The sequence below is a fragment of the Paenarthrobacter sp. NPDC090520 genome (assembly GCF_044769205.1).
Lineage (GTDB): Bacteria > Actinomycetota > Actinomycetes > Actinomycetales > Micrococcaceae > Arthrobacter.
The window spans coordinates 362,313-379,511 of the sequence record NZ_JBIVXM010000001.1; the positions used below are offsets into that span (position 1 = coordinate 362,313).

Genomic DNA, 17,199 nt, shown 5'->3' on the forward strand with positions numbered 1-17,199 from the left:
AAAAGCAGGCCCGCCGGCGGCTGCGTCGCGCCGCTGGTCACGGCGGTTGGCATTAGTATCGTGACTAGAGTCCACAGAAAACCAGCAACATTCGGCACGGCCGGTGCAGGCATGGCGACGGAGTAGTTCCATTTATCCACAGACAGCGTTCCACACACCAAGCTGCCCCGAACCATTCGACTTTTCAGCGGCCACCGCGCTGCGTTCCGGAGCCGCATCATGATCATGTATCTCCTGATGGCGCTCACGGCTGCCGTGGTGTCCTATGCGGGAACATGGGGTGCCCGGGTCCTGGGCAACAAGCTCCGGCTCTACCGCCCCATCCGCAGCAGGGACATGCACTCGTCCCTGATCTCCAAGCTGGGTGGCCTTGGCATCTTCGCGGGCTTTTTTGTCGCCCTTGTGGTGGCCAGCAATTCCTTCTTCGTCAAGGACATCTTCAGGCATAACGATGCCCCGTGGGGGATTCTTGCCGGCGCCGTGGTGATCGTTGCGGTGGGCGTGGCGGACGACATCCTGGACATCCGGTGGTGGATCAAGCTCCTTGGCCAGGCCGGAGCCGCCTTCATTGTGGCGATCTGGGGCGTCCGGATGTCCGTGGTTCCCTTCATCCCCGAGCCGATCTTCATCCAATCCGAGCTGGTCCAGATCGTCCTCACGGCAGGGTTGATCGTCACCACCATGAACGCGGTGAACTTCATCGACGGCCTGGACGGCTTGGCTGCCGGCGTGGCGACCATCGGCGGGGGAGCGTTCTTCCTGACGGCGTACTGGGTGCACCGGAACAATCCCTCAACGGACAACTCGGACCTGGCTACGCTCCTGATGGCCATCCTGGTGGGTGGCTGCATCGGGTTCCTGCCGCACAACTGGTTTCCCGCCAAGATTTTCATGGGTGATTCCGGGGCCATGCTGATTGGCCTCCTCATGGCCGCGGCCGGCGTCGTGGCCACCGGACAGATTGGTTCCGGCCTCTACGACCGCGCCAACGGTATTCCCACCATCATTCCGATCCTCCTGCCCTTTGCTGTTTTGTCGCTGCCGCTGCTCGACTTCGGCATGGCCGTGGTCCGCAGGACCGCACGTGGACAGTCGCCGTGGTCAGCGGACCGCGGGCACCTCCACCACAAGCTCGTGGACCTCGGGTACTCGCACCGTACCGCCGTCGTGATGCTGTACGTGTGGACCTGCATCCTTGCCTTTGGCGGCGTCGCGTTCGCTGTCTTTCCCTGGCAGATCGTCCTGATCGTGGATGTTGCTGCGGCCCTGGTGATGGCAGCTGTCACAGCCTGGCCTTACTTCACCCGAAACACGGCGCAACCGGGGGAGTAATTGGGAGCTCCCGGTTGCCGGCGCTGTCTACGTTGTTTGACTTGACCCCTCCTGGCCACGTTGTTAGCTTGTCCAAGTTGTGCCGCGTCCTGTGGCATCAACGGGTCAGCAGCTGAGTGCTGGCTTCTATTGGGGAATATCAATTGGGGGAAAAGTGAAATTCAAACGCTTCGCGAGTGCCATGGGTGTTGCTGGATTGCTGGCCGGGGGATTGGTCGCCGGTGCGGCTCCCGCTAACGCTTCTGGGTGCGCTCAGCTGGTAAATGGATTGGCTGCGCGTGAATGGGGAGGCACCTACGCGGACATCAGGAACATCTGCGGCAGTTACTCGAACATCATGGCAACGGGGTTCCTTGCTGACAGTGCCTGCGTGACTGTCGCCCCCTACACCACGGTACGAGTCCGTGTATCCGGCGGATGGGGTCCGGGTGCCACAGACGCGCGTAACTGTTAAGGAGCGTCGTTCCTGAAGCAGAGGAGTTACTAAAGCAAGAGGCAAGGCACCCGGTGATGCCACCGGGTGCCTTCCTGGTGGAGACGGATTACTGATCACAGTTCTATCTCGTGTAGAATTCTTGGTGCGGACAGTCACTCGCCCGTAACCCCACTTTGAGAATATGGCTCCCCTGCCACGAGGATTGGTATCCCCATGACATCCAACGCCGAAACCGGACGTCCGTCCGGCAAACGTGGTGTTGGGGTATTCGGGCGCATCTCATCTTTGTGGTTGAGGCTGCTGCTGCTTAGCACTGTAGCGTCGCTCGCCGCCACAGTCGTGTGCTGCCTCATAGCCGCACTCATGAACGGCGTCCAAGGCGCGGTTTCCGTTGCTTTCGGTGCGTCGCTGGTAATGCTCTTTTTTGCGATAAGCCTGCTGATCGGCCATTTCGTCGGCCGGAACAATCCTTCTGGCGCAGTCGGTCTCTTTGTTGCGACGTATTTCGTCAAAGTCATCGGATTTGCCGTCGTGCTGTTCGTCGTCGGCGCCCCTGCGTGGCTGCACGGCCGCTGGTTCCTGATCGGCGCCGTCGTCGGTGTCGTGTTCTGGCAGGCCGCCGAAATCTACGGATTCAGCAAGGCGCGCCTGCAGATCTTCAATGACCCAGCCAGCCAGAAGGGCGGCCCGGATGCCTCTCCGTAAGCGCAAAACCGGCCATTCCTCAGATGCACATGGATCGCAGCCGCCGACCAAATCTCCTGATGCGCCCAATGATGGTGGATACAACGCCGGCATCGCCGTCTTCAGCTACATCATTGGCGGGATCATTGTCTGGAGTTTGATAGGCTGGGGACTGGATAATCTGTGGGGGACCCGCTGGATTGTGCTCCTTGGCGCTCTGCTGGGAGCCGCAGGAGGGTTCTATCTTTCCCATATGCACGGCCTCACCAAGCAAAGCACTTCTGCCGGAGAGAACAACGCAGACAGCGGTCCGTCCAACGACGGGGACAGTAATGCCAAATAATTTCACATGGAATGGGGATGCGATGAACGTGTCCGCGTTCCGCCCAATGCCCAATGATGGACACAGCAGAGAGGAAACGCGTTGATCGCGCTTGCGCTCCCAGCCCAGGATTCGGGGTCCTTCACCCCACCCGGAATCGAAGAAATGCACCTGCCGGCAATCCTGCCTTGGGGTGCCGAGGACGGCTTCTCCAAGCAAATGCTGCTGGTGATCCTGTCGGTCGTCATTATTGCCGCCTTCTTTGTGGCCGCAGCCCGGAAGCAGCAATTGGTTCCCGGCAAGCTGCAGTTCGCCGGCGAGATGGCCTACGGCTTTGTCCGTAACAGCATTGCCAAGGACATCATCGGCGGCAAGGACTTCATCAAGTATGTTCCGCTGCTGTTCAGCCTGTTCTTCTTCATTCTGGTGAACAACATCTACGGCGCCATTCCGGTGATCCAGCTCCCGAGCTTCTCCCACGTGGGCGGCGCCTACGTGCTGGCAGGCATCGTGTACTTCACCTGGATCATCATCGGCATCAAGAAGAACGGACTGCGCTACTTCAAGCTCGCAACTGTTCCCTCCGGTGTTCCGTGGTACATCCTCCCGATCGTCGTTCCGATCGAAATCATTTCCAACTTCCTGGTCCGCCCGGTTACGCACAGCCTCCGTCTGTTTGCGACCATGCTGGCCGGCCACTTGATCGTCATGCTCGCCGGGTCCGGCATCGAGTTCCTGGTCATGCAGGAGAACGTCCTGCTCAAGGGCGCCTCGGTCCTGGTGCTGGTCGGCGCCGTCGCCATGTACATGCTCGAAGCCTTGATCATGGCCCTGCAGGCTTATGTGTTCACTCTGTTGACCGCGATCTACATCGAAGGCGCACTGCACGCCGACAGCCACTAGGCTCACCAACTTCCCCCAGCGGGGATGAAGCAACCCAAACAACCTGCCGCGCCCGCGGCATCTTGAAAGGAAGAAAAAATGGAAGGCACCATCAACGGCTCCCTCAACCTCATCGGCTATGGTCTTTCGGCCATCGGCGGTGGTGTGGGTGTGGGTCTCGTGTTCGCCGCTTACATCAACGGTGTGGCACGTCAGCCGGAAGCTCAGCGTGTGCTGCAGCCGATCGCATTCCTTGGTCTTGCACTGACCGAAGCTCTCGCCATCCTCGGCCTCGTCTTCGCTTTCGTTCTTTCCTAATAAGCAAGAACTTAGCGACTTCCAACGAGTAGATAGGACGGGTGAAATATGAATCAGCTGATCATCTCAGCCGCCACTGAGGGTGAAAAGCCCATGCCCCTGCTGCCCAACATCTGGGAAATGGGCGTTGTCCTCGTCGGCTTCGCAGTCCTCCTGTTCATCGTGGTCAAGTTTGTTGTCCCGATGTTCGAGAAGACGTTCGCAGAGCGCGCCGAAGCAATTGAAGGTGGCATTGCGAAGGCCGAACAGGCCCAGGCAGAAGCTTCTGCAGCTCTTGAAGAGTACAAGCAGCAGCTCACCGATGCCCGTGCCGAGGCCAACCGCATCCGCGAAGAAGCACGTGCCGAAGGCGCCCAGATCCTCGCGGACCTGAAGGCCAAGGCAGCTGCTGAGTCTGCACGCATCACCGAGCAGGCACACGCCGCCATCGAGTCCGAGCGCCAGGCAGCTGTTGTCTCGCTCCGCTCCGAGGTTGGCACGCTTGCTACCACGCTGGCAGGCCGCATCGTCGGCGAAGCACTCAACGACGACGAGCGTTCGGCACGCGTCGTGGATCGCTTCCTGGCTGATCTGGAGACCCAGAACGCAGGTGCAGCTAAGTAATGGCAGGAATATCGAGCGAATCGCTGACCACAGCACTGGCAGACCTGGAAGCCAAGCTTCCTTTGGCCTCGCTGCAGTTGGCAAAGGACCTCTTCGGAATCCTGGGAACGGTGGACAGCTCGGCTGGCTTGCGCCGCGCCCTGACTGACCCTTCCCGCAGCGGGGACGAGAAGTCGGCGCTGGTCAAGCAGCTGGTTGGCGGAAAAGTCTCCGCTGATGCTGCTGAGATTGCAGGCGGACTGGCCAGCTCGCGCTGGGCATCCGCACGCGATATCGGCGATGCACTCGAGACGCTTGCCGCCACGGTCGTCATTGCGGTAGCTGAAAACAAGTCGGCCGTTTCTGCCTCCGGTATTACGGGGCTGGAAGAGCTGGAAAACGATCTGTTTGCCTTCAACCAGGTTGTCGCTTCCAGCCACGAAGTACAGCGGGCTTTGTCTGAGCCGCAGGCATCGGGTGCCGCCAAGACTGCCCTTGCCGAGAAGCTTGTTCCTGGCATCAGCGAGGAAGCCAAGGTTCTTATTGGCCAGGCAGTTTCGGAGCCGCGCGGTGTCAAGCCGAGCAAGCTCGTCGAATCCTTCGCCAAGCTTGCAGCCAAGCGCCAGCAGCGCTGGATTGCAACTGTCAGCGTTACCCGTCCGTTGACGGAAACGCAGGCCAGCCGACTGCAGGCCGGGCTCAACGCCCTCTACGGCCGCGAACTGAAGGTCAACATCACTGTTGATCCTGCACTGATCGGTGGAGTCCGTGTCCAGGTAGGCGACGAAGTGCTTGACGCTTCGGTCATCGCCCGCTTGACCGAACTCCGCCGTCAGCTCGCTGGCTAGTGAAGACAAAGCACAACTAACTGATATAAACCCGGTCATCGTGAGCAACGATGATCACGAAAACAGGAGAGCAGGGACTGCAGATGGCCGAATTGACCATCAACGCCGACGACGTCCGTAATGCGTTGAACGAGTTCGCGGCGTCCTACGAACCCGGTAACGCAGAGCGCGTAGAGGTTGGTCGCGTGACCACCGCAAGTGACGGCATCGCCCGTGTTGAGGGTCTTCCCTCGGTCATGGCGAACGAGCTGCTTCGCTTCGAAGATGGCACGCTGGGCCTCGCCCAGAACCTTGACGTCCGCGAAATCGGTGTCATTATCCTCGGTGACTTCACCGGAATCGAAGAAGGCCAGGAAGTTCACCGCACCGGTGAGATCCTGTCCGTGCCCGTTGGCGACGCCTTCCTGGGCCGCGTGGTTGACCCCCTGGGCCAGCCGATCGACGACCTCGGCGAGATCAAGGCCGAGGCCACCCGTGCACTGGAACTCCAGGCTCCGGGCGTGACCGAGCGCAAGTCCGTTCACGAACCCATGCAGACCGGCCTCAAGGCCATCGACGCCATGATTCCGATCGGCCGTGGCCAGCGTCAGCTGATCATTGGCGATCGCCAGACCGGCAAGACCGCCATCGCGGTTGACACCATCATCAACCAGAAGGCCAACTGGGCTTCGGGCGATGTCAGTAAGCAGGTTCGTTGCGTTTACGTTGGTGTTGGCCAGAAGGCTTCCACCATCGCAGCCGTCCGTCAGACCCTCGAGGACCACGGTGCACTGGAGTACACCACCATCGTGGCTTCCCCGGCTTCGGACCCCGCCGGCTTCAAGTACCTCGCACCGTACGCAGGCTCGGCCATCGGCCAGCACTGGATGTACGGCGGCAAGCATGTCCTGGTGATCTTCGATGACCTGTCCAAGCAGGCTGAAGCCTACCGCGCCGTGTCCCTGCTGCTCCGCCGCCCGCCGGGACGTGAAGCATACCCGGGTGACGTCTTCTACTTGCACTCCCGTCTCCTGGAGCGTTGTGCAAAGCTCTCCGACGAGCTCGGTGCAGGTTCCATGACCGGTCTGCCGATTGTCGAGACCAAGGCAAACGACGTTTCCGCCTACATCCCCACCAACGTGATCTCCATCACCGATGGCCAGATCTTCCTCCAGTCGGATCTCTTCAACGCCAACCAGCGTCCTGCTGTTGACGTTGGTGTGTCCGTCTCCCGCGTTGGTGGCGCCGCACAGGTCAAGTCCATGAAGAAGGTCTCCGGTACCTTGAAGCTGGACCTGGCCCAGTACCGCGACATGCAGGCTTTCGCCATGTTCGCCTCGGACCTGGACGCTGCTTCCCGCCAGCAGCTGACCCGTGGTGCTCGCCTTATGGAGCTCTTGAAGCAGGGCCAGTACTCGCCGTTCCCGGTTGAGAACCAGGTTGTTTCCATCTGGGCCGGTACCAACGGCTACCTGGACGACGTTCCGGTTGAGGACATCAGCCGCTTCGAGTCCGAGTTCCTGGAGCACCTGAAGCACCAGTCCTCCATCCTGACCACGCTGGCCCAGACCAACGTCCTGGATGACGACACCGCCGCAGCGCTGAAGGAAGCAGTCGTTTCCTTCAAGAAGGGCTTCTTCGGAGAGGGCGACAACCGACTGGTTGGTGCCGGACACGAAGAGCACGAAGCGATCTCGGGCGGCGACGTCGACCAGGAAAAGATCGTCAAGCAGAAGCGCTAGTTTCGATGACCTGCTCTGCCGGGGTCCGCAAGGGCCCCGGCAGGGCGGTACGTCGGGAACTTAGGAAAGGATAAGTATGGGAGCCCAGATTCGGGTCTACCGTCAGAAGATCAGCTCGACGACGTCGATGCGCAAGATCTTCAAGGCGATGGAACTGATCGCTACCTCGCGCATCGGTAAGGCCCGCGCCCGCGTAGCAGCTTCACTGCCTTACGCGAACGCCATTACCCGTGCCGTTTCTGCTGTCGCGACCCAGAGCGAAATCGACCACCCGCTGACCACCGAGCCGGAGCAGATCCGCCGCGCCGCCGTCCTGATCATCACCTCGGACCGTGGCCTTGCAGGATCGTACTCCGCAAGCGTGCTCAAGCAGGCCGAAGGCCTCACCGAGCTTCTTCGCGCAGAAGGCAAGGAAGTCAAGTCGTACCTGGTTGGCCGTAAGGCCCAGGCGTACTTCGAATTCCGTAACCGTGACTACTCCCGTGTTTGGACGGGTGGTACGGACGCTCCGGAATTCGGAACGGCCCAGGAGATCGGTGCTGCACTTCTCGAAGACTTCGCCACTGACTACGCCGAGGGTGGCGTGGACGAGATCCACGTCGTCTACACGCGCTTCAAGTCGATGGTGACGCAGGAGCCGACGGTAATCCGTTTGCTTCCGCTGGAGGTCGTCGAAGAGGAAGCAGCCTCGGAGTCCGAGCTGTTGCCGCTGTACGAATTTGAGCCGGAAACGGAGCAGGTCCTCGACGCCCTGCTCCCGCGTTACATCGAGTCCCGCATCTTCGCAGCCATGCTGCAGGCAGCAGCTTCCGAGCTCGCCGCCCGCCAGCGGGCCATGAAGTCGGCCGGTGACAACGCAACGGAACTCATCAAGAAGTACACGCGCCTTCGCAACACGGCCCGCCAGGCCGAGATTACGCAGGAGCTTTCCGAGATCGTGGCCGGCGCCGACGCCCTCGCGTCCTAGCCGGTACGGATCCGGCTCGAAGCCGCACCTGCACCAAACAGATAAACTTAACCCCACGCCATCTACTGAGTGAAGTGAGAGAGATGACTGCCACTGCTACCGAACACGTAGCAACGGCCGGTGCCACCGGCCGCATTGCCCGTGTTATTGGTCCGGTTGTCGACGTCGAATTCCCGGCTGACGCAATCCCCGAGATCTACAACGCTCTGACCACTGAGGTCACCCTCAACGGCCAGACCAAGACCATCACGTTCGAGACCTCCCAGCACCTGGGGGACAACCTCGTTCGCGCCATCTCCCTGCAGGCAACCGACGGCCTGGTCCGCGGTACCACCGTGCAGGACTCCGGCGCTCCGATCTCCGTGCCCGTCGGCGACGGCGTCAAGGGCCACATCTTCAACGTCCTCGGCAAGCCGCTTGACGTTGACGAGTCGGAGATCAAGGCTGACGCCTACTGGCCGATCCACCGCAAGGCCCCGAGCTTTGCGTCCCTCGAGGGCTCCACGGAGATGCTCGAGACCGGTATCAAGGTCATCGACCTCCTGACCCCCTACATCAAGGGTGGAAAGATTGGTCTGTTCGGTGGTGCCGGTGTTGGCAAGACCGTTCTGATCCAGGAAATGATCACCCGTGTTGCCCGTAACTTCGGTGGTACTTCGGTATTCGCCGGTGTTGGCGAGCGTACGCGTGAAGGCAACGACCTCTGGGTTGAAATGGAAGAGGCAGGCGTCCTCAAGGACACCGCCCTTGTATTTGGCCAGATGGATGAGCCGCCGGGAACGCGTCTGCGCGTGGCACTGTCCGCACTGACCATGGCGGAGTACTTCCGCGATGTCCAGAACCAGGACGTGCTGCTCTTCATCGACAACATCTTCCGCTTCACGCAGGCAGGTTCCGAAGTTTCCACGCTGCTCGGCCGCATGCCGTCCGCCGTGGGCTACCAGCCGAACCTTGCTGACGAGATGGGCCTCCTCCAGGAGCGCATCACCTCCACCAAGGGCCACTCGATCACCTCGATGCAGGCAATTTACGTGCCTGCTGACGACTACACCGACCCGGCTCCGGCAACCACGTTCGCCCACCTCGACGCGACCACGGAACTTTCCCGTGAAATCGCCTCGCGTGGTCTGTACCCGGCTGTTGATCCGCTGACGTCCACCTCCCGTATCCTGGACCCCCAGTACATCGGTAAGGACCACTACAACACGGCTGTCCGTGTGAAGCAGATCCTGCAGAAGAACAAGGAACTCCAGGACATCATCGCCATCCTCGGTGTTGACGAATTGTCCGAAGAAGACAAGATCGTCGTGTCGCGTGCACGTCGTATCCAGCAGTTCCTGTCCCAGAACACCTACACCGCCAAGCAGTTCACCGGCGTCGAGGGCTCCACCGTCTCCATCAAGGACACGGTTGAAGGCTTCACCGCCATCTGCGATGGCGAGCTGGACCACATCGCAGAGCAGGCGTTCTTCAACGTCGGTGGCCTGGATGACGTCGAGCGCAACTGGGCCAAGATCCAGGAACAGACCAAGTAGTATGGCTGAGCTTGAGGTTGAGATTGTCGCAGCTGACCACTTCGTGTGGTCCGGAGCGGCCAAGATGGTGAAGGCCCGCACCAGCGATGGTGAAATCGGAATCCTGCCGGGCCACTCGCCCCTCCTGGCCATCCTGGCCGAGGGCGAGCTGGCAATCCAGCCGGTTTCCGGTGACCGCATTGCGGTAGTGGTGGACGGCGGATTCTTCTCCGTCGACAACGACCGCGTGGTCATTGTTGCTGACAACGCCCAACTGGGCGAAGCGGCTACAGCGGGGATCCGATAGCACGACCTTGATGGACGATTCCCTTATTCCGTTCATCGCCCTGGCAACGGCGTTTGCGTTGCTGATTTTTACACTGTGCCTTTTTGGGGTGCGCCGCTTCAATCTGCGGCGCGCCCTGGGCACGGTAGACGCCTCCATTTGCATGGCTGGAAACAGCTGGCAGATGGGGGTTTGTCGTTATCAGGACAATGAACTTGAGTGGTTCCGCTTGATGTCCCTCAGCGTGATACCCAAATACCGTTTCAAACGCAGTTCCCTGGAACTCCTTGGACGGCGTAAACCCACCGAGGACGAGCTCGTCCGGGTCCAACCCGGCGTGGTGGTTGTTGAGCTTCAATACGAAGGCAAAACACTCATGCTGGCCATGAAGTTCGAAGCCTACGCCGGGCTTTCATCCTGGCTTGAAGCCGGGCCGGTCATCGGTGTTGGAACCTGGCGTTAGGCGTCATGGATTTCCTGTCCGACGTCAGCCTCGTTGACGGGCCGTTCTTCTGGTTCTCCCTTGTCTGTGGAGTGGTTGGCGCATCCTGGTTGCTTTGGCGACGCAGGCGCTGGTGGCCGTTGGTGGTGGTTGCTTCCCTTGCGTTGGCTGCCGGCGTGGTGGCATTGACGCACTGGCTGCTCATCGACGTGATGGCCACGTTCTCTGAGAACCTGCCTTTCGAGACGTTGGTGTGGTCCACCGCTGCGGTGGCTGCACTTCTTCTTTGCGTTGCCCGGTTTCCCCGCGCTGCCTGGAAGGGCCGCTCCGCGAGCATCGCCGCAATGCTGGGTGTTGTCCTGCTGTCCGTGGTCCAGGTCAACTCCTACTTTGGCCTCAACAACACCGTGGCCGACCTCCTGGGCACCGCCGTAGCGCGTATCCAGCCGTTGGAAGCAGGACTGCAACGTGCTCCGGACAGTAAGCCCGGCCCGTCGCCGTCCGCTTGGAAGGCGCCCGAAACCATGCCCCGCGGCGGTACGCTGCGCCGGGCGGACATTCCCGGTACTGTTTCCGGCTTTACCGCGCGGGAAGCGTACGTTTACCTCCCGCCGGCGTACCTCACCGAAAACCGCCCCAGCCTTCCCGTCCTCATCCTGTTCTCTGGTCAACCAGGCGGTCCTGCCGATTGGCTCACGGGCGGGCAGCTCCGCTCGCAGCTGGACAAATTCGCCGAAGCACATGGCGGTATTGCACCCGTCACCGTGGTGGTAGATCCCAACGGCTCAGCCAATGCAAACACCATGTGCATGGACAGCAGGATCGCTCCCGCGGACGCCTATCTCTCCCAGGATGTCCCCACGTGGATCAGCAAGACCCTGGCTGTCTCCACAGACCACCGGCAATGGGCCGTCGGAGGGTTTTCCTTTGGGGGAACGTGCGCGGTCCAGATGGGAACCGCCCACCCGGAGCTGTTTCCTTCCGTGATTGGGTTCTCGGCCGAGCAGGAGCCTGCCCTCGCCAAGGACAGGAACAAGACGATCGCTGACTCGTTCGACGGCGACGTAGCGGCTTTCGAGTCAAGGACCCCTTTGGTCCTGATGCACCAGAGGCAGTATCCGGGCAGTGGCATGTACTTGACGGCCGGGGCTACGGACAATGAGTTCATCGCTTACATGCACACTTTGGCAGACGCTGCCCGGTCTGCGGGTTTCACGGTTGAGGACCACGTCATAGACCACTCCGGACACTCGTGGGACTCGGTGGTTCGCGGTATGCCCGGCGCCCTGGACTTCTTGTCGGCCAGATGGGGGTTGCCGCAGTGAGTCTCGCCCTGAAGGGTTTCATCCAGCCGGCCATGCGGCAGGCGGGGCGGCATTTGCGGGCTACGCCCTTGACGCTGGCCGTCGTCGGAGTGTTCGTCCTTGTCTCAATCGTTTCCGGAAGCATCGTCGCCGGTCCGCCCGAGTCCTGGCTGCCCGTTGCTGGTGTGACGCTGCGCGGACTGCGTGCCGGCGAATGGTGGTCCATCTGGACGTCCCTCTTTTTCACCACCAACGTGCCTGCCTTTGTCGTCGTTGTGCTGATGATCCTTTTCCTCCTGGGCCTGGCGGAGCGGCATTTCGGGTTCCTGAAAACGTCCCTGGTACTTATCGCCTGCCAGTTCGCGTGCGTCACGGCCTTCTTCCTGGTGACCCAAATAGCGCGGTATGCGGACGATGGCTGGATCTCCCGCATGGTGGACACCCGGCTCATCGGTCCCTACGGCGCCTTGCTGGCCACGGCCCTGGCTGCCAGCGCCAAGCTGCCAACGCTTTGGCAGCGGAGGTTCCGCACGGTGGCGTTGTCCATCACCTTGCTGCTGGTGCTTTTTGTTGGACACCCTGAGACGCTCATGGGCTTGTTGGGCGCCCTGATCGGGTTGGCGGCGGCGTGGTGGATGCAAAGCAACCAGGGACATCTCCACTTGCACAGGTCTACGGGCCGCGAGGTGCGGAACCTCCTGTCGCTGACCATGGCCATCTTTGCCGTAGGCCCCATCCTTACTGCCGTAGCCAAGAGCCCATCGGGGCCGCTTGCCTTGCTTCGCGATGTGATCCTCAACCCCCTGCCTACGCTCAGCCAGTTGGAGGGGAACTGCGGAGGGACGATCGATGTGGCGTGCCTGGAACTGGGCCGGCAGGGGTACACGGGGCCCTTCGGCCTGGCACTGGCCGTCGTTCCCGTGGTGCTGTTGCTCATCTGCGTTGACGGGATGCGCCGTGGACGCCGGCTGGCCCTGGGCATCGCTATCGGCGTCCAGGTTGTGGTGGTGGCCTTGTCCACGCTCTATCTCGGCCTGTTCGCCGGCATGCCGCAACTGCCGGGCCGTCCGCGGGTGGGCATGATGAACTCGGCTGTGGCGCACCTGATCCCACTGGTCATGGTTCCTCTGATACTGGCGATCCTCCTCTTCGCGTACCGGGGGCATTTCCGGGTTGAGTCTTCGACGCGGATGCGTCGCAGGGTTTTCTGGTTTGTCGGCCTCAGCGGTGTCGCCCTCGCCCTGGCGTACACCGTTGTGTGGCTGGCCTCCGGTGGCATGGCGCGCGACGGCGGCCTGCTGGGTTTGGGTACCGAACTCGCCCGCCAATACCTGCCGGTTCCTTTGCCCGGCGTTTACCGCAAGGTATTCGCCGAGCGCGATGCCCTCGAAGTGTTCCTTTTCTCCTACTCCGGCACCGCCTTTTGGCTGGTGGCCCTCATCGGCGTCTGGGTGCTGCTGGTCCGCGGACACCACGCCGGGGGCCTTGACCACCAGTCCCGGGAACATGCCCGTTCGCTGGTAAAAGCCGGCGGCGACTCCTTGTCCTGGATGGCGTTGTGGGAACCCAACAAGTACTGGTTCACTCCGCAGGGGACCGGGGGAGTGGCCTACCAACAGCATGGCCACGTTGCGCTGACGTTGGCCGGACCCATTGGTGTGGCGGAGGGGCACCGGGCCACTGCCCTGGGTTTCCTGCAGCACTGTTCGCGCAACGCCCTGATCCCCTGCCTGTATTCGTGTACGGACGAACTGTGGCCGGAGCTGCAGGCAAGGGGTTTCCGGAGGGTTGCCGTTGCGCAGGAAACCCGGCTCAGGATCCGTGGCCTGGAATTCCGTGGCAAGGAGTGGCAGAACGTCCGGACTGCCCTCAACAGGGCCAACAAGATGGGCATTACCGCCGTGTGGGGTGCCTTCGGAGACCTGCCGCACTCCTTGCGGGCAAAGGTGGGTGAGGTTTCCGAGGAATGGGCAGCGCAGAAACGCGTCCCCGAAATGGGGTTCACCTTGGGCGGCATGGATGAGCTTGAGGACCCGGATGTCCTGTGCTGCGTTGCAGTCGACGAAGCCGGCACGGTCTACGGTGTCACCAGTTGGTTGCCGGTCTACGACAACGGCACGGTTGTCAGTTGGACCTTGGACTTCATGAGGCGCAGTGGTGACGCATTCCCAGGAGTGATGGAGTTCCTGATCGCCTCGGCCGTGCTGCATCTGCGCGAGTCGGTGGAAATGATCTCGTTGTCCGGTTCACCGCTGGCCAGGGACAAGGATGAGCCGGACCAAAGGCCGGAGGGCCTGGCAGGAATCCTGGACCTCGTGGGGCAGGCCTTGGAACCGGTTTATGGCTTCCGTTCCCTGGCTTCCTTTAAATCGCGCTTCCAGCCCGACTACAGAACGCTGTACATGTATTACCAGGATCCCTTGCACCTTCCGGCAATGGGCCGGGCCTTGAGCCGTGCTTACCTCCCTGGTTTATCGGTCAGGCATTCCGCCCGGTTGTTGCGTACCTTAGTTGGTTGAATTGTCAACGCTCCATTCGGGGAGTCTTTTCGCAATTCTTCACCGTTAGTAACAGGGTTGTCAGAAATATCAGACATTTCCGTCCGCAATGAATGGCGCTTAAACAGCTTGGCCCCGGCTAAATGCCGGGGCCAAGCTGTTGGTGAATCTGCCGGGGGCAGGTTCAACGGATCTAACTAGACGACGGTGACGCCGGTAGCCTGGGGACCCTTGGCGCCCTGGCCGATCTCGAACTGAACGCGCTGGTTCTCATCGAGGGTCTTGAAGCCGCCGGTCTGGATCTCCGAGTAGTGAACGAAGACGTCGCCATCCGAGTCGTCCGGGGTGATGAAGCCGAAGCCCTTTTCAGCGTTGAACCACTTGACGGTTCCGAGTGCCATGTATTTCTCCTCAATATGGAACATCAGTCCGATACACCGCGTACCGGCTTTGTTACTCCGCGAGAAGATCCGGATTCCGCCCGGGCTGGCCCGGTTGGTTTCGCAGGAGCCTCACGCTCGCAACTCGTCTTGCGAGCATGAAAACCACCTACACAAAGACTGCTACAACACTTTCATGCGCGGTGCCGGAGGTCAACGGTCTTTTTGGTAATTCGGGAAAATTTTCGGTTAAAAGCCGGTTACGACGCCCAAGGGAATTCCACTTGGACCTTAGGCCTATGACAACCATTCACCATTTCGCATGACGCCGGTGAGTCCCAGTTCCTGGTCCGCGGTCACGACGTCCGCCCGAAGACCCCGGCGCAACCCGCCAACTTCATCCGAGAGGCCCAGGACGCCGGCCGGAACCGCCGTGGCCGAACAAATGGCGTCTGGAAGGTCAACGCCGGCCGAGACGGTCTTGCGGACCACGTCCAGCAGGGTGGCGGTGCCGCCAGCGATGGAACCGGTGGCATCAAGGGTGGCTACGCCCTTGCTGACGGTTACCGGGGAGGGGCCCAGCATGTAGTGGCCGTCGGAGAGTCCGGCGGCCGCCATGGAATCGGTGACCAAGACGATGTTGTTTGCCCCCACAAGCTGGAAGACCGTGGCCACGGTGCTCGGATCGAGGTGGGTGTCGTCGGCGATCAGCTCCACCACAGCCTTGCCGGCCTGGGCGGTCCGCAAACAGGCGGCCACCGGCCCGGGCGCACGGTGGTGCAGGGGAGGCATCCCATTGAAAAGGTGCGTCACGGTCGGGAGCGAGCTGACGCCGTCGAACCCTGCCGACTCAAGCCCCTCACGTGCGGCGGCCAACGACGCTGCCGCCGTGGCGTCGTCGCAATCCGTGTGCCCCAAGGAGGGAGTTACCCCGTGGGACGTCATCAAATCCACCAGGACGGCAGCACCCGGAAGTTCGGGTGCGTACGTCATGGTGGCAAGCTTGCCTTCCGCAGCCGCAACGAGCTCGTCCATGAGGTCCAGGTCAGGTTCCAGCAAGTAGTCAGGGTTTTGTGCGCCACACCGTGCGTGGGAGAGGAACGGGCCTTCCAGGTGGATTCCTGCGACCAGGCCTTCGTCGGCGAGCTTCACGTACAGTTCGATGCCGCGGAGCAAATCCTCCCGTGGTGCCGTGACCATGCTGGCCAGCAAAGTGGTGGTACCGGATCGGTGCAGGAAGTCCACGGCCTTGCGGGCCGAGGATTCCTCCCCGCCGGGGAAATCGCCGCCCTTGCCGCCGTGGCAGTGCACGTCCACCAGGCCGGGGAGGATGTAGTGGCCGGCCGGGACGCCATGCCGGATGGCGCTCTGGAAACCGGGAAAGTCTTCGGGGACGAAGGCCGAGGCCTGCCCGGCGTAGGCGATCCGGTCACCCTCAATGGCCAGCAGACCGTCTTCCACCACCGTTCCGTCGGTGACGAGCGTTCCCACGAGGATCTGGTGGCTGGGCGCGGAAGAACGGACAGAAGAGTCTGCGGCAGTCATGGTTCTGATTCTAGTGGCCTGCCGCACACGCTCCGGGTACGGGGTCAGAAGAGTCGTGACTCGCTGTCATCCACGCCCCGCATGGCGTCATAATCCAGGGTCACGCAGTCGATGCCGCGGTCATTGGCCAGTACCTTGGCCTGCGGCTTAATCTGCTGCGCTGCGAAAATCCCCCGGACCGGTGCCAGGAGGGGATCGCGGTTGAGGAGTTCCAGATACCGCGTCAGTTGCTCCACGCCATCGATGTCGCCCCGCCGCTTGAGCTCAACGGCAACGGTTGCCCCGTTGGCATCCCGGGCCAGGATGTCCACGGGCCCGATCGCCGTGAAGTATTCGCGGCGGATGAGGGAGTAGCCGGTTCCCAGGGTCTCGATCTGTTCGGCGAGCAGCCGCTGCAGATCGGCCTCCACACCGTCCTTGATCAGTCCCGGATCGATGCCGAGCTCGTGGGACGTGTCATGGAGTTGCTCGTAGATGTTGATGATGAGCCGGTCGTCCGTCTTGGCGGACTGGACCGTCCATTGCTCCACGACGCCCTCTTCCACGTCTGTCTCCTCGGGAGAGGTGACACGCAGCGTGGCCGGCGGACTCATCCAGTTCAGGGGCTTGTAGGAGCCACCGTCCGAATGCACCAGCACCGAGCCGTCCGCTTTGACCAGGAGGAGCCGTGTGGCGAGCGGGAGGTGGGCCTTGAGGCGGCCAACATAATCAACAGAACAACGGGCTATGACGAGTCGCACCCGCCCAACATTACCGCGTGGAGACCTGGGGCTGGGGCAGAATGGACTCATGCCCCGCTCCAACCGTCCCCGCAGAAACGCGTCCGCAGCGCGTTCCAACAAGTGGGCCGAGGCTGTCCCGGAGCTGGACCTGGAACGGTCCCGTGCCGGAATCGCCCGCCGGGAGAGCGCCCCGGACGGGGACTGGATGGTCCGCACCATGACCGCCCGGAAAGCGGAGAAGCAGTACATTTGCCCGGGGTGTTCCACGGCCATCATGCCTGGCATCGCCCACTTGGTGGTGTGGTCCGACAGCCACCTTTTCGGCGAGGCCGCGGGGCTGGCCGAGCGCCGCCACTGGCACACCAACTGCTGGACATCGCGGACGTATCGCTACCGCTGAGTCGCTTAGGCTTGAA

Annotated in this window: 18 protein-coding genes; 15 read left to right on the top strand and 3 right to left on the bottom strand. The window is 61.7% G+C overall.

Features of this window, described 5'->3' with window-relative positions:
- Window positions 1-219 precede the first annotated feature (219 nt).
- From ACIQTZ_RS01750 to ACIQTZ_RS01815, 14 genes are all read left to right on the top strand, one after another.
- Window positions 220-1,332 (top strand): MraY family glycosyltransferase, encoded by a 1,113-nt coding sequence (locus tag ACIQTZ_RS01750; protein ID WP_400330212.1) that lies wholly within the window; start codon window positions 220-222, stop codon window positions 1,330-1,332.
- Window positions 1,333-1,981: 649 nt separating this feature from the next.
- The gene (locus tag ACIQTZ_RS01755; protein WP_402976972.1) at window positions 1,982-2,473 is read left to right on the top strand and encodes a hypothetical protein; all 492 of its coding nucleotides are present in this window, start codon (window positions 1,982-1,984) and stop codon (window positions 2,471-2,473) included.
- A complete protein-coding gene (locus ACIQTZ_RS01760; protein ID WP_402976975.1) occupies window positions 2,460-2,795 on the top strand; it encodes a hypothetical protein in 336 nt (111 codons plus the stop codon). The genes ACIQTZ_RS01755 and ACIQTZ_RS01760 overlap by 14 nt, the downstream gene beginning before the upstream one ends.
- Before the next feature lie 81 nt (window positions 2,796-2,876).
- Window positions 2,877-3,677 carry a F0F1 ATP synthase subunit A gene (gene atpB / locus ACIQTZ_RS01765; protein WP_402976978.1) on the top strand — a complete coding sequence of 267 codons (801 nt, stop codon included), beginning with the start codon at window positions 2,877-2,879 and terminating at the stop codon, window positions 3,675-3,677.
- A 78-nt stretch (window positions 3,678-3,755) separates the two neighbouring features.
- On the top strand, window positions 3,756-3,974 hold the full coding sequence (atpE, locus tag ACIQTZ_RS01770) for an ATP synthase F0 subunit C (RefSeq protein WP_402976981.1): 219 nt from the start codon (window positions 3,756-3,758) through the stop codon (window positions 3,972-3,974).
- 48 nt (window positions 3,975-4,022) lie between these two features.
- Window positions 4,023-4,577, top strand: a complete 555-nt coding sequence (locus tag ACIQTZ_RS01775) for a F0F1 ATP synthase subunit B (RefSeq protein ID WP_402976984.1) — start codon at window positions 4,023-4,025, stop codon at window positions 4,575-4,577.
- The gene (locus ACIQTZ_RS01780; protein ID WP_397322408.1) at window positions 4,577-5,404 is read left to right on the top strand and encodes a F0F1 ATP synthase subunit delta; all 828 of its coding nucleotides are present in this window, start codon (window positions 4,577-4,579) and stop codon (window positions 5,402-5,404) included. The genes ACIQTZ_RS01775 and ACIQTZ_RS01780 overlap by 1 nt, the downstream gene beginning before the upstream one ends.
- Window positions 5,405-5,487: 83 nt before the next feature.
- Complete coding sequence (atpA, locus tag ACIQTZ_RS01785; protein WP_397322526.1) at window positions 5,488-7,125, top strand: F0F1 ATP synthase subunit alpha; 1,638 nt, start codon at window positions 5,488-5,490, stop codon at window positions 7,123-7,125.
- Between the two features lie 76 nt (window positions 7,126-7,201).
- On the top strand, window positions 7,202-8,092 hold the full coding sequence (locus tag ACIQTZ_RS01790) for a F0F1 ATP synthase subunit gamma (RefSeq protein WP_397322409.1): 891 nt from the start codon (window positions 7,202-7,204) through the stop codon (window positions 8,090-8,092).
- A gap of 83 nt (window positions 8,093-8,175) precedes the next feature.
- Window positions 8,176-9,627: a F0F1 ATP synthase subunit beta gene (gene atpD / locus ACIQTZ_RS01795; protein ID WP_264962128.1), complete on the top strand. Its 1,452-nt coding sequence runs from the start codon at window positions 8,176-8,178 to the stop codon at window positions 9,625-9,627.
- Between the two features lies 1 nt (window position 9,628).
- The gene (locus ACIQTZ_RS01800) at window positions 9,629-9,913 is read left to right on the top strand and encodes a F0F1 ATP synthase subunit epsilon (protein WP_216923952.1); all 285 of its coding nucleotides are present in this window, start codon (window positions 9,629-9,631) and stop codon (window positions 9,911-9,913) included.
- Between the two features lie 10 nt (window positions 9,914-9,923).
- The gene (locus ACIQTZ_RS01805; protein WP_402943419.1) at window positions 9,924-10,355 is read left to right on the top strand and encodes a DUF2550 domain-containing protein; all 432 of its coding nucleotides are present in this window, start codon (window positions 9,924-9,926) and stop codon (window positions 10,353-10,355) included.
- Between the two features lie 5 nt (window positions 10,356-10,360).
- Window positions 10,361-11,659, top strand: coding sequence for an alpha/beta hydrolase (locus ACIQTZ_RS01810; RefSeq protein ID WP_402976987.1), 1,299 nt, complete (start codon window positions 10,361-10,363; stop codon window positions 11,657-11,659).
- Window positions 11,641-14,157 (top strand): bifunctional lysylphosphatidylglycerol flippase/synthetase MprF, encoded by a 2,517-nt coding sequence (locus ACIQTZ_RS01815; protein WP_402976989.1) that lies wholly within the window; start codon window positions 11,641-11,643, stop codon window positions 14,155-14,157. The genes ACIQTZ_RS01810 and ACIQTZ_RS01815 overlap by 19 nt, the downstream gene beginning before the upstream one ends.
- 176 nt (window positions 14,158-14,333) lie before the next feature.
- On the opposite strand, the gene ACIQTZ_RS01820 is transcribed toward ACIQTZ_RS01815, so the two are convergent.
- The 3 genes from ACIQTZ_RS01820 to nucS all read right to left on the bottom strand — a co-directional run bounded on the left by ACIQTZ_RS01820 (window position 14,334) and on the right by nucS (window position 16,801).
- Window positions 14,334-14,537: a cold-shock protein gene (locus tag ACIQTZ_RS01820; protein WP_018776337.1), complete on the bottom strand. Its 204-nt coding sequence runs from the start codon at window positions 14,535-14,537 to the stop codon at window positions 14,334-14,336.
- Between the two features lie 276 nt (window positions 14,538-14,813).
- Entirely contained in the window at window positions 14,814-16,061 is a 1,248-nt protein-coding gene (locus ACIQTZ_RS01825; protein WP_402976992.1) for an N-acetylglucosamine-6-phosphate deacetylase, read from the bottom strand.
- Between the two features lie 44 nt (window positions 16,062-16,105).
- The gene (gene nucS / locus ACIQTZ_RS01830; RefSeq protein ID WP_400330231.1) at window positions 16,106-16,801 is read right to left on the bottom strand and encodes an endonuclease NucS; all 696 of its coding nucleotides are present in this window, start codon (window positions 16,799-16,801) and stop codon (window positions 16,106-16,108) included.
- 49 nt (window positions 16,802-16,850) lie between these two features.
- On the opposite strand from nucS, the gene ACIQTZ_RS01835 reads away from it, so the two are divergent.
- On the top strand, window positions 16,851-17,183 hold the full coding sequence (locus ACIQTZ_RS01835) for an ATP/GTP-binding protein (protein WP_397322418.1): 333 nt from the start codon (window positions 16,851-16,853) through the stop codon (window positions 17,181-17,183).
- The last annotated feature ends 16 nt before the right edge of the window (window positions 17,184-17,199 follow it).

What these genes read in the sequence shown, in the direction of transcription:
- ACIQTZ_RS01750 (WP_400330212.1), top strand. Translation starts at nt 220, where the DNA reads ATGATCATGTATCTCCTGATGGCGCTCACGGCTGCCGTGGTGTCCTAT.
- ACIQTZ_RS01755 (WP_402976972.1), top strand. Translation starts at nt 1,982, where the DNA reads ATGACATCCAACGCCGAAACCGGACGTCCGTCCGGCAAACGTGGTGTT.
- ACIQTZ_RS01760 (WP_402976975.1), top strand. Translation starts at nt 2,460, where the DNA reads ATGCCTCTCCGTAAGCGCAAAACCGGCCATTCCTCAGATGCACATGGA.
- atpE (WP_402976981.1), top strand. Translation starts at nt 3,756, where the DNA reads ATGGAAGGCACCATCAACGGCTCCCTCAACCTCATCGGCTATGGTCTT.
- ACIQTZ_RS01775 (WP_402976984.1), top strand. Translation starts at nt 4,023, where the DNA reads ATGAATCAGCTGATCATCTCAGCCGCCACTGAGGGTGAAAAGCCCATG.
- ACIQTZ_RS01780 (WP_397322408.1), top strand. Translation starts at nt 4,577, where the DNA reads ATGGCAGGAATATCGAGCGAATCGCTGACCACAGCACTGGCAGACCTG.
- atpA (WP_397322526.1), top strand. Translation starts at nt 5,488, where the DNA reads ATGGCCGAATTGACCATCAACGCCGACGACGTCCGTAATGCGTTGAAC.
- ACIQTZ_RS01790 (WP_397322409.1), top strand. Translation starts at nt 7,202, where the DNA reads ATGGGAGCCCAGATTCGGGTCTACCGTCAGAAGATCAGCTCGACGACG.
- atpD (WP_264962128.1), top strand. Translation starts at nt 8,176, where the DNA reads ATGACTGCCACTGCTACCGAACACGTAGCAACGGCCGGTGCCACCGGC.
- ACIQTZ_RS01800 (WP_216923952.1), top strand. Translation starts at nt 9,629, where the DNA reads ATGGCTGAGCTTGAGGTTGAGATTGTCGCAGCTGACCACTTCGTGTGG.
- ACIQTZ_RS01805 (WP_402943419.1), top strand. Translation starts at nt 9,924, where the DNA reads ATGGACGATTCCCTTATTCCGTTCATCGCCCTGGCAACGGCGTTTGCG.
- ACIQTZ_RS01810 (WP_402976987.1), top strand. Translation starts at nt 10,361, where the DNA reads ATGGATTTCCTGTCCGACGTCAGCCTCGTTGACGGGCCGTTCTTCTGG.
- ACIQTZ_RS01815 (WP_402976989.1), top strand. Translation starts at nt 11,641, where the DNA reads ATGGGGGTTGCCGCAGTGAGTCTCGCCCTGAAGGGTTTCATCCAGCCG.
- ACIQTZ_RS01820 (WP_018776337.1), bottom strand. Translation starts at nt 14,537, where the DNA reads ATGGCACTCGGAACCGTCAAGTGGTTCAACGCTGAAAAGGGCTTCGGC.
- ACIQTZ_RS01825 (WP_402976992.1), bottom strand. Translation starts at nt 16,061, where the DNA reads ATGACTGCCGCAGACTCTTCTGTCCGTTCTTCCGCGCCCAGCCACCAG.
- ACIQTZ_RS01835 (WP_397322418.1), top strand. Translation starts at nt 16,851, where the DNA reads ATGCCCCGCTCCAACCGTCCCCGCAGAAACGCGTCCGCAGCGCGTTCC.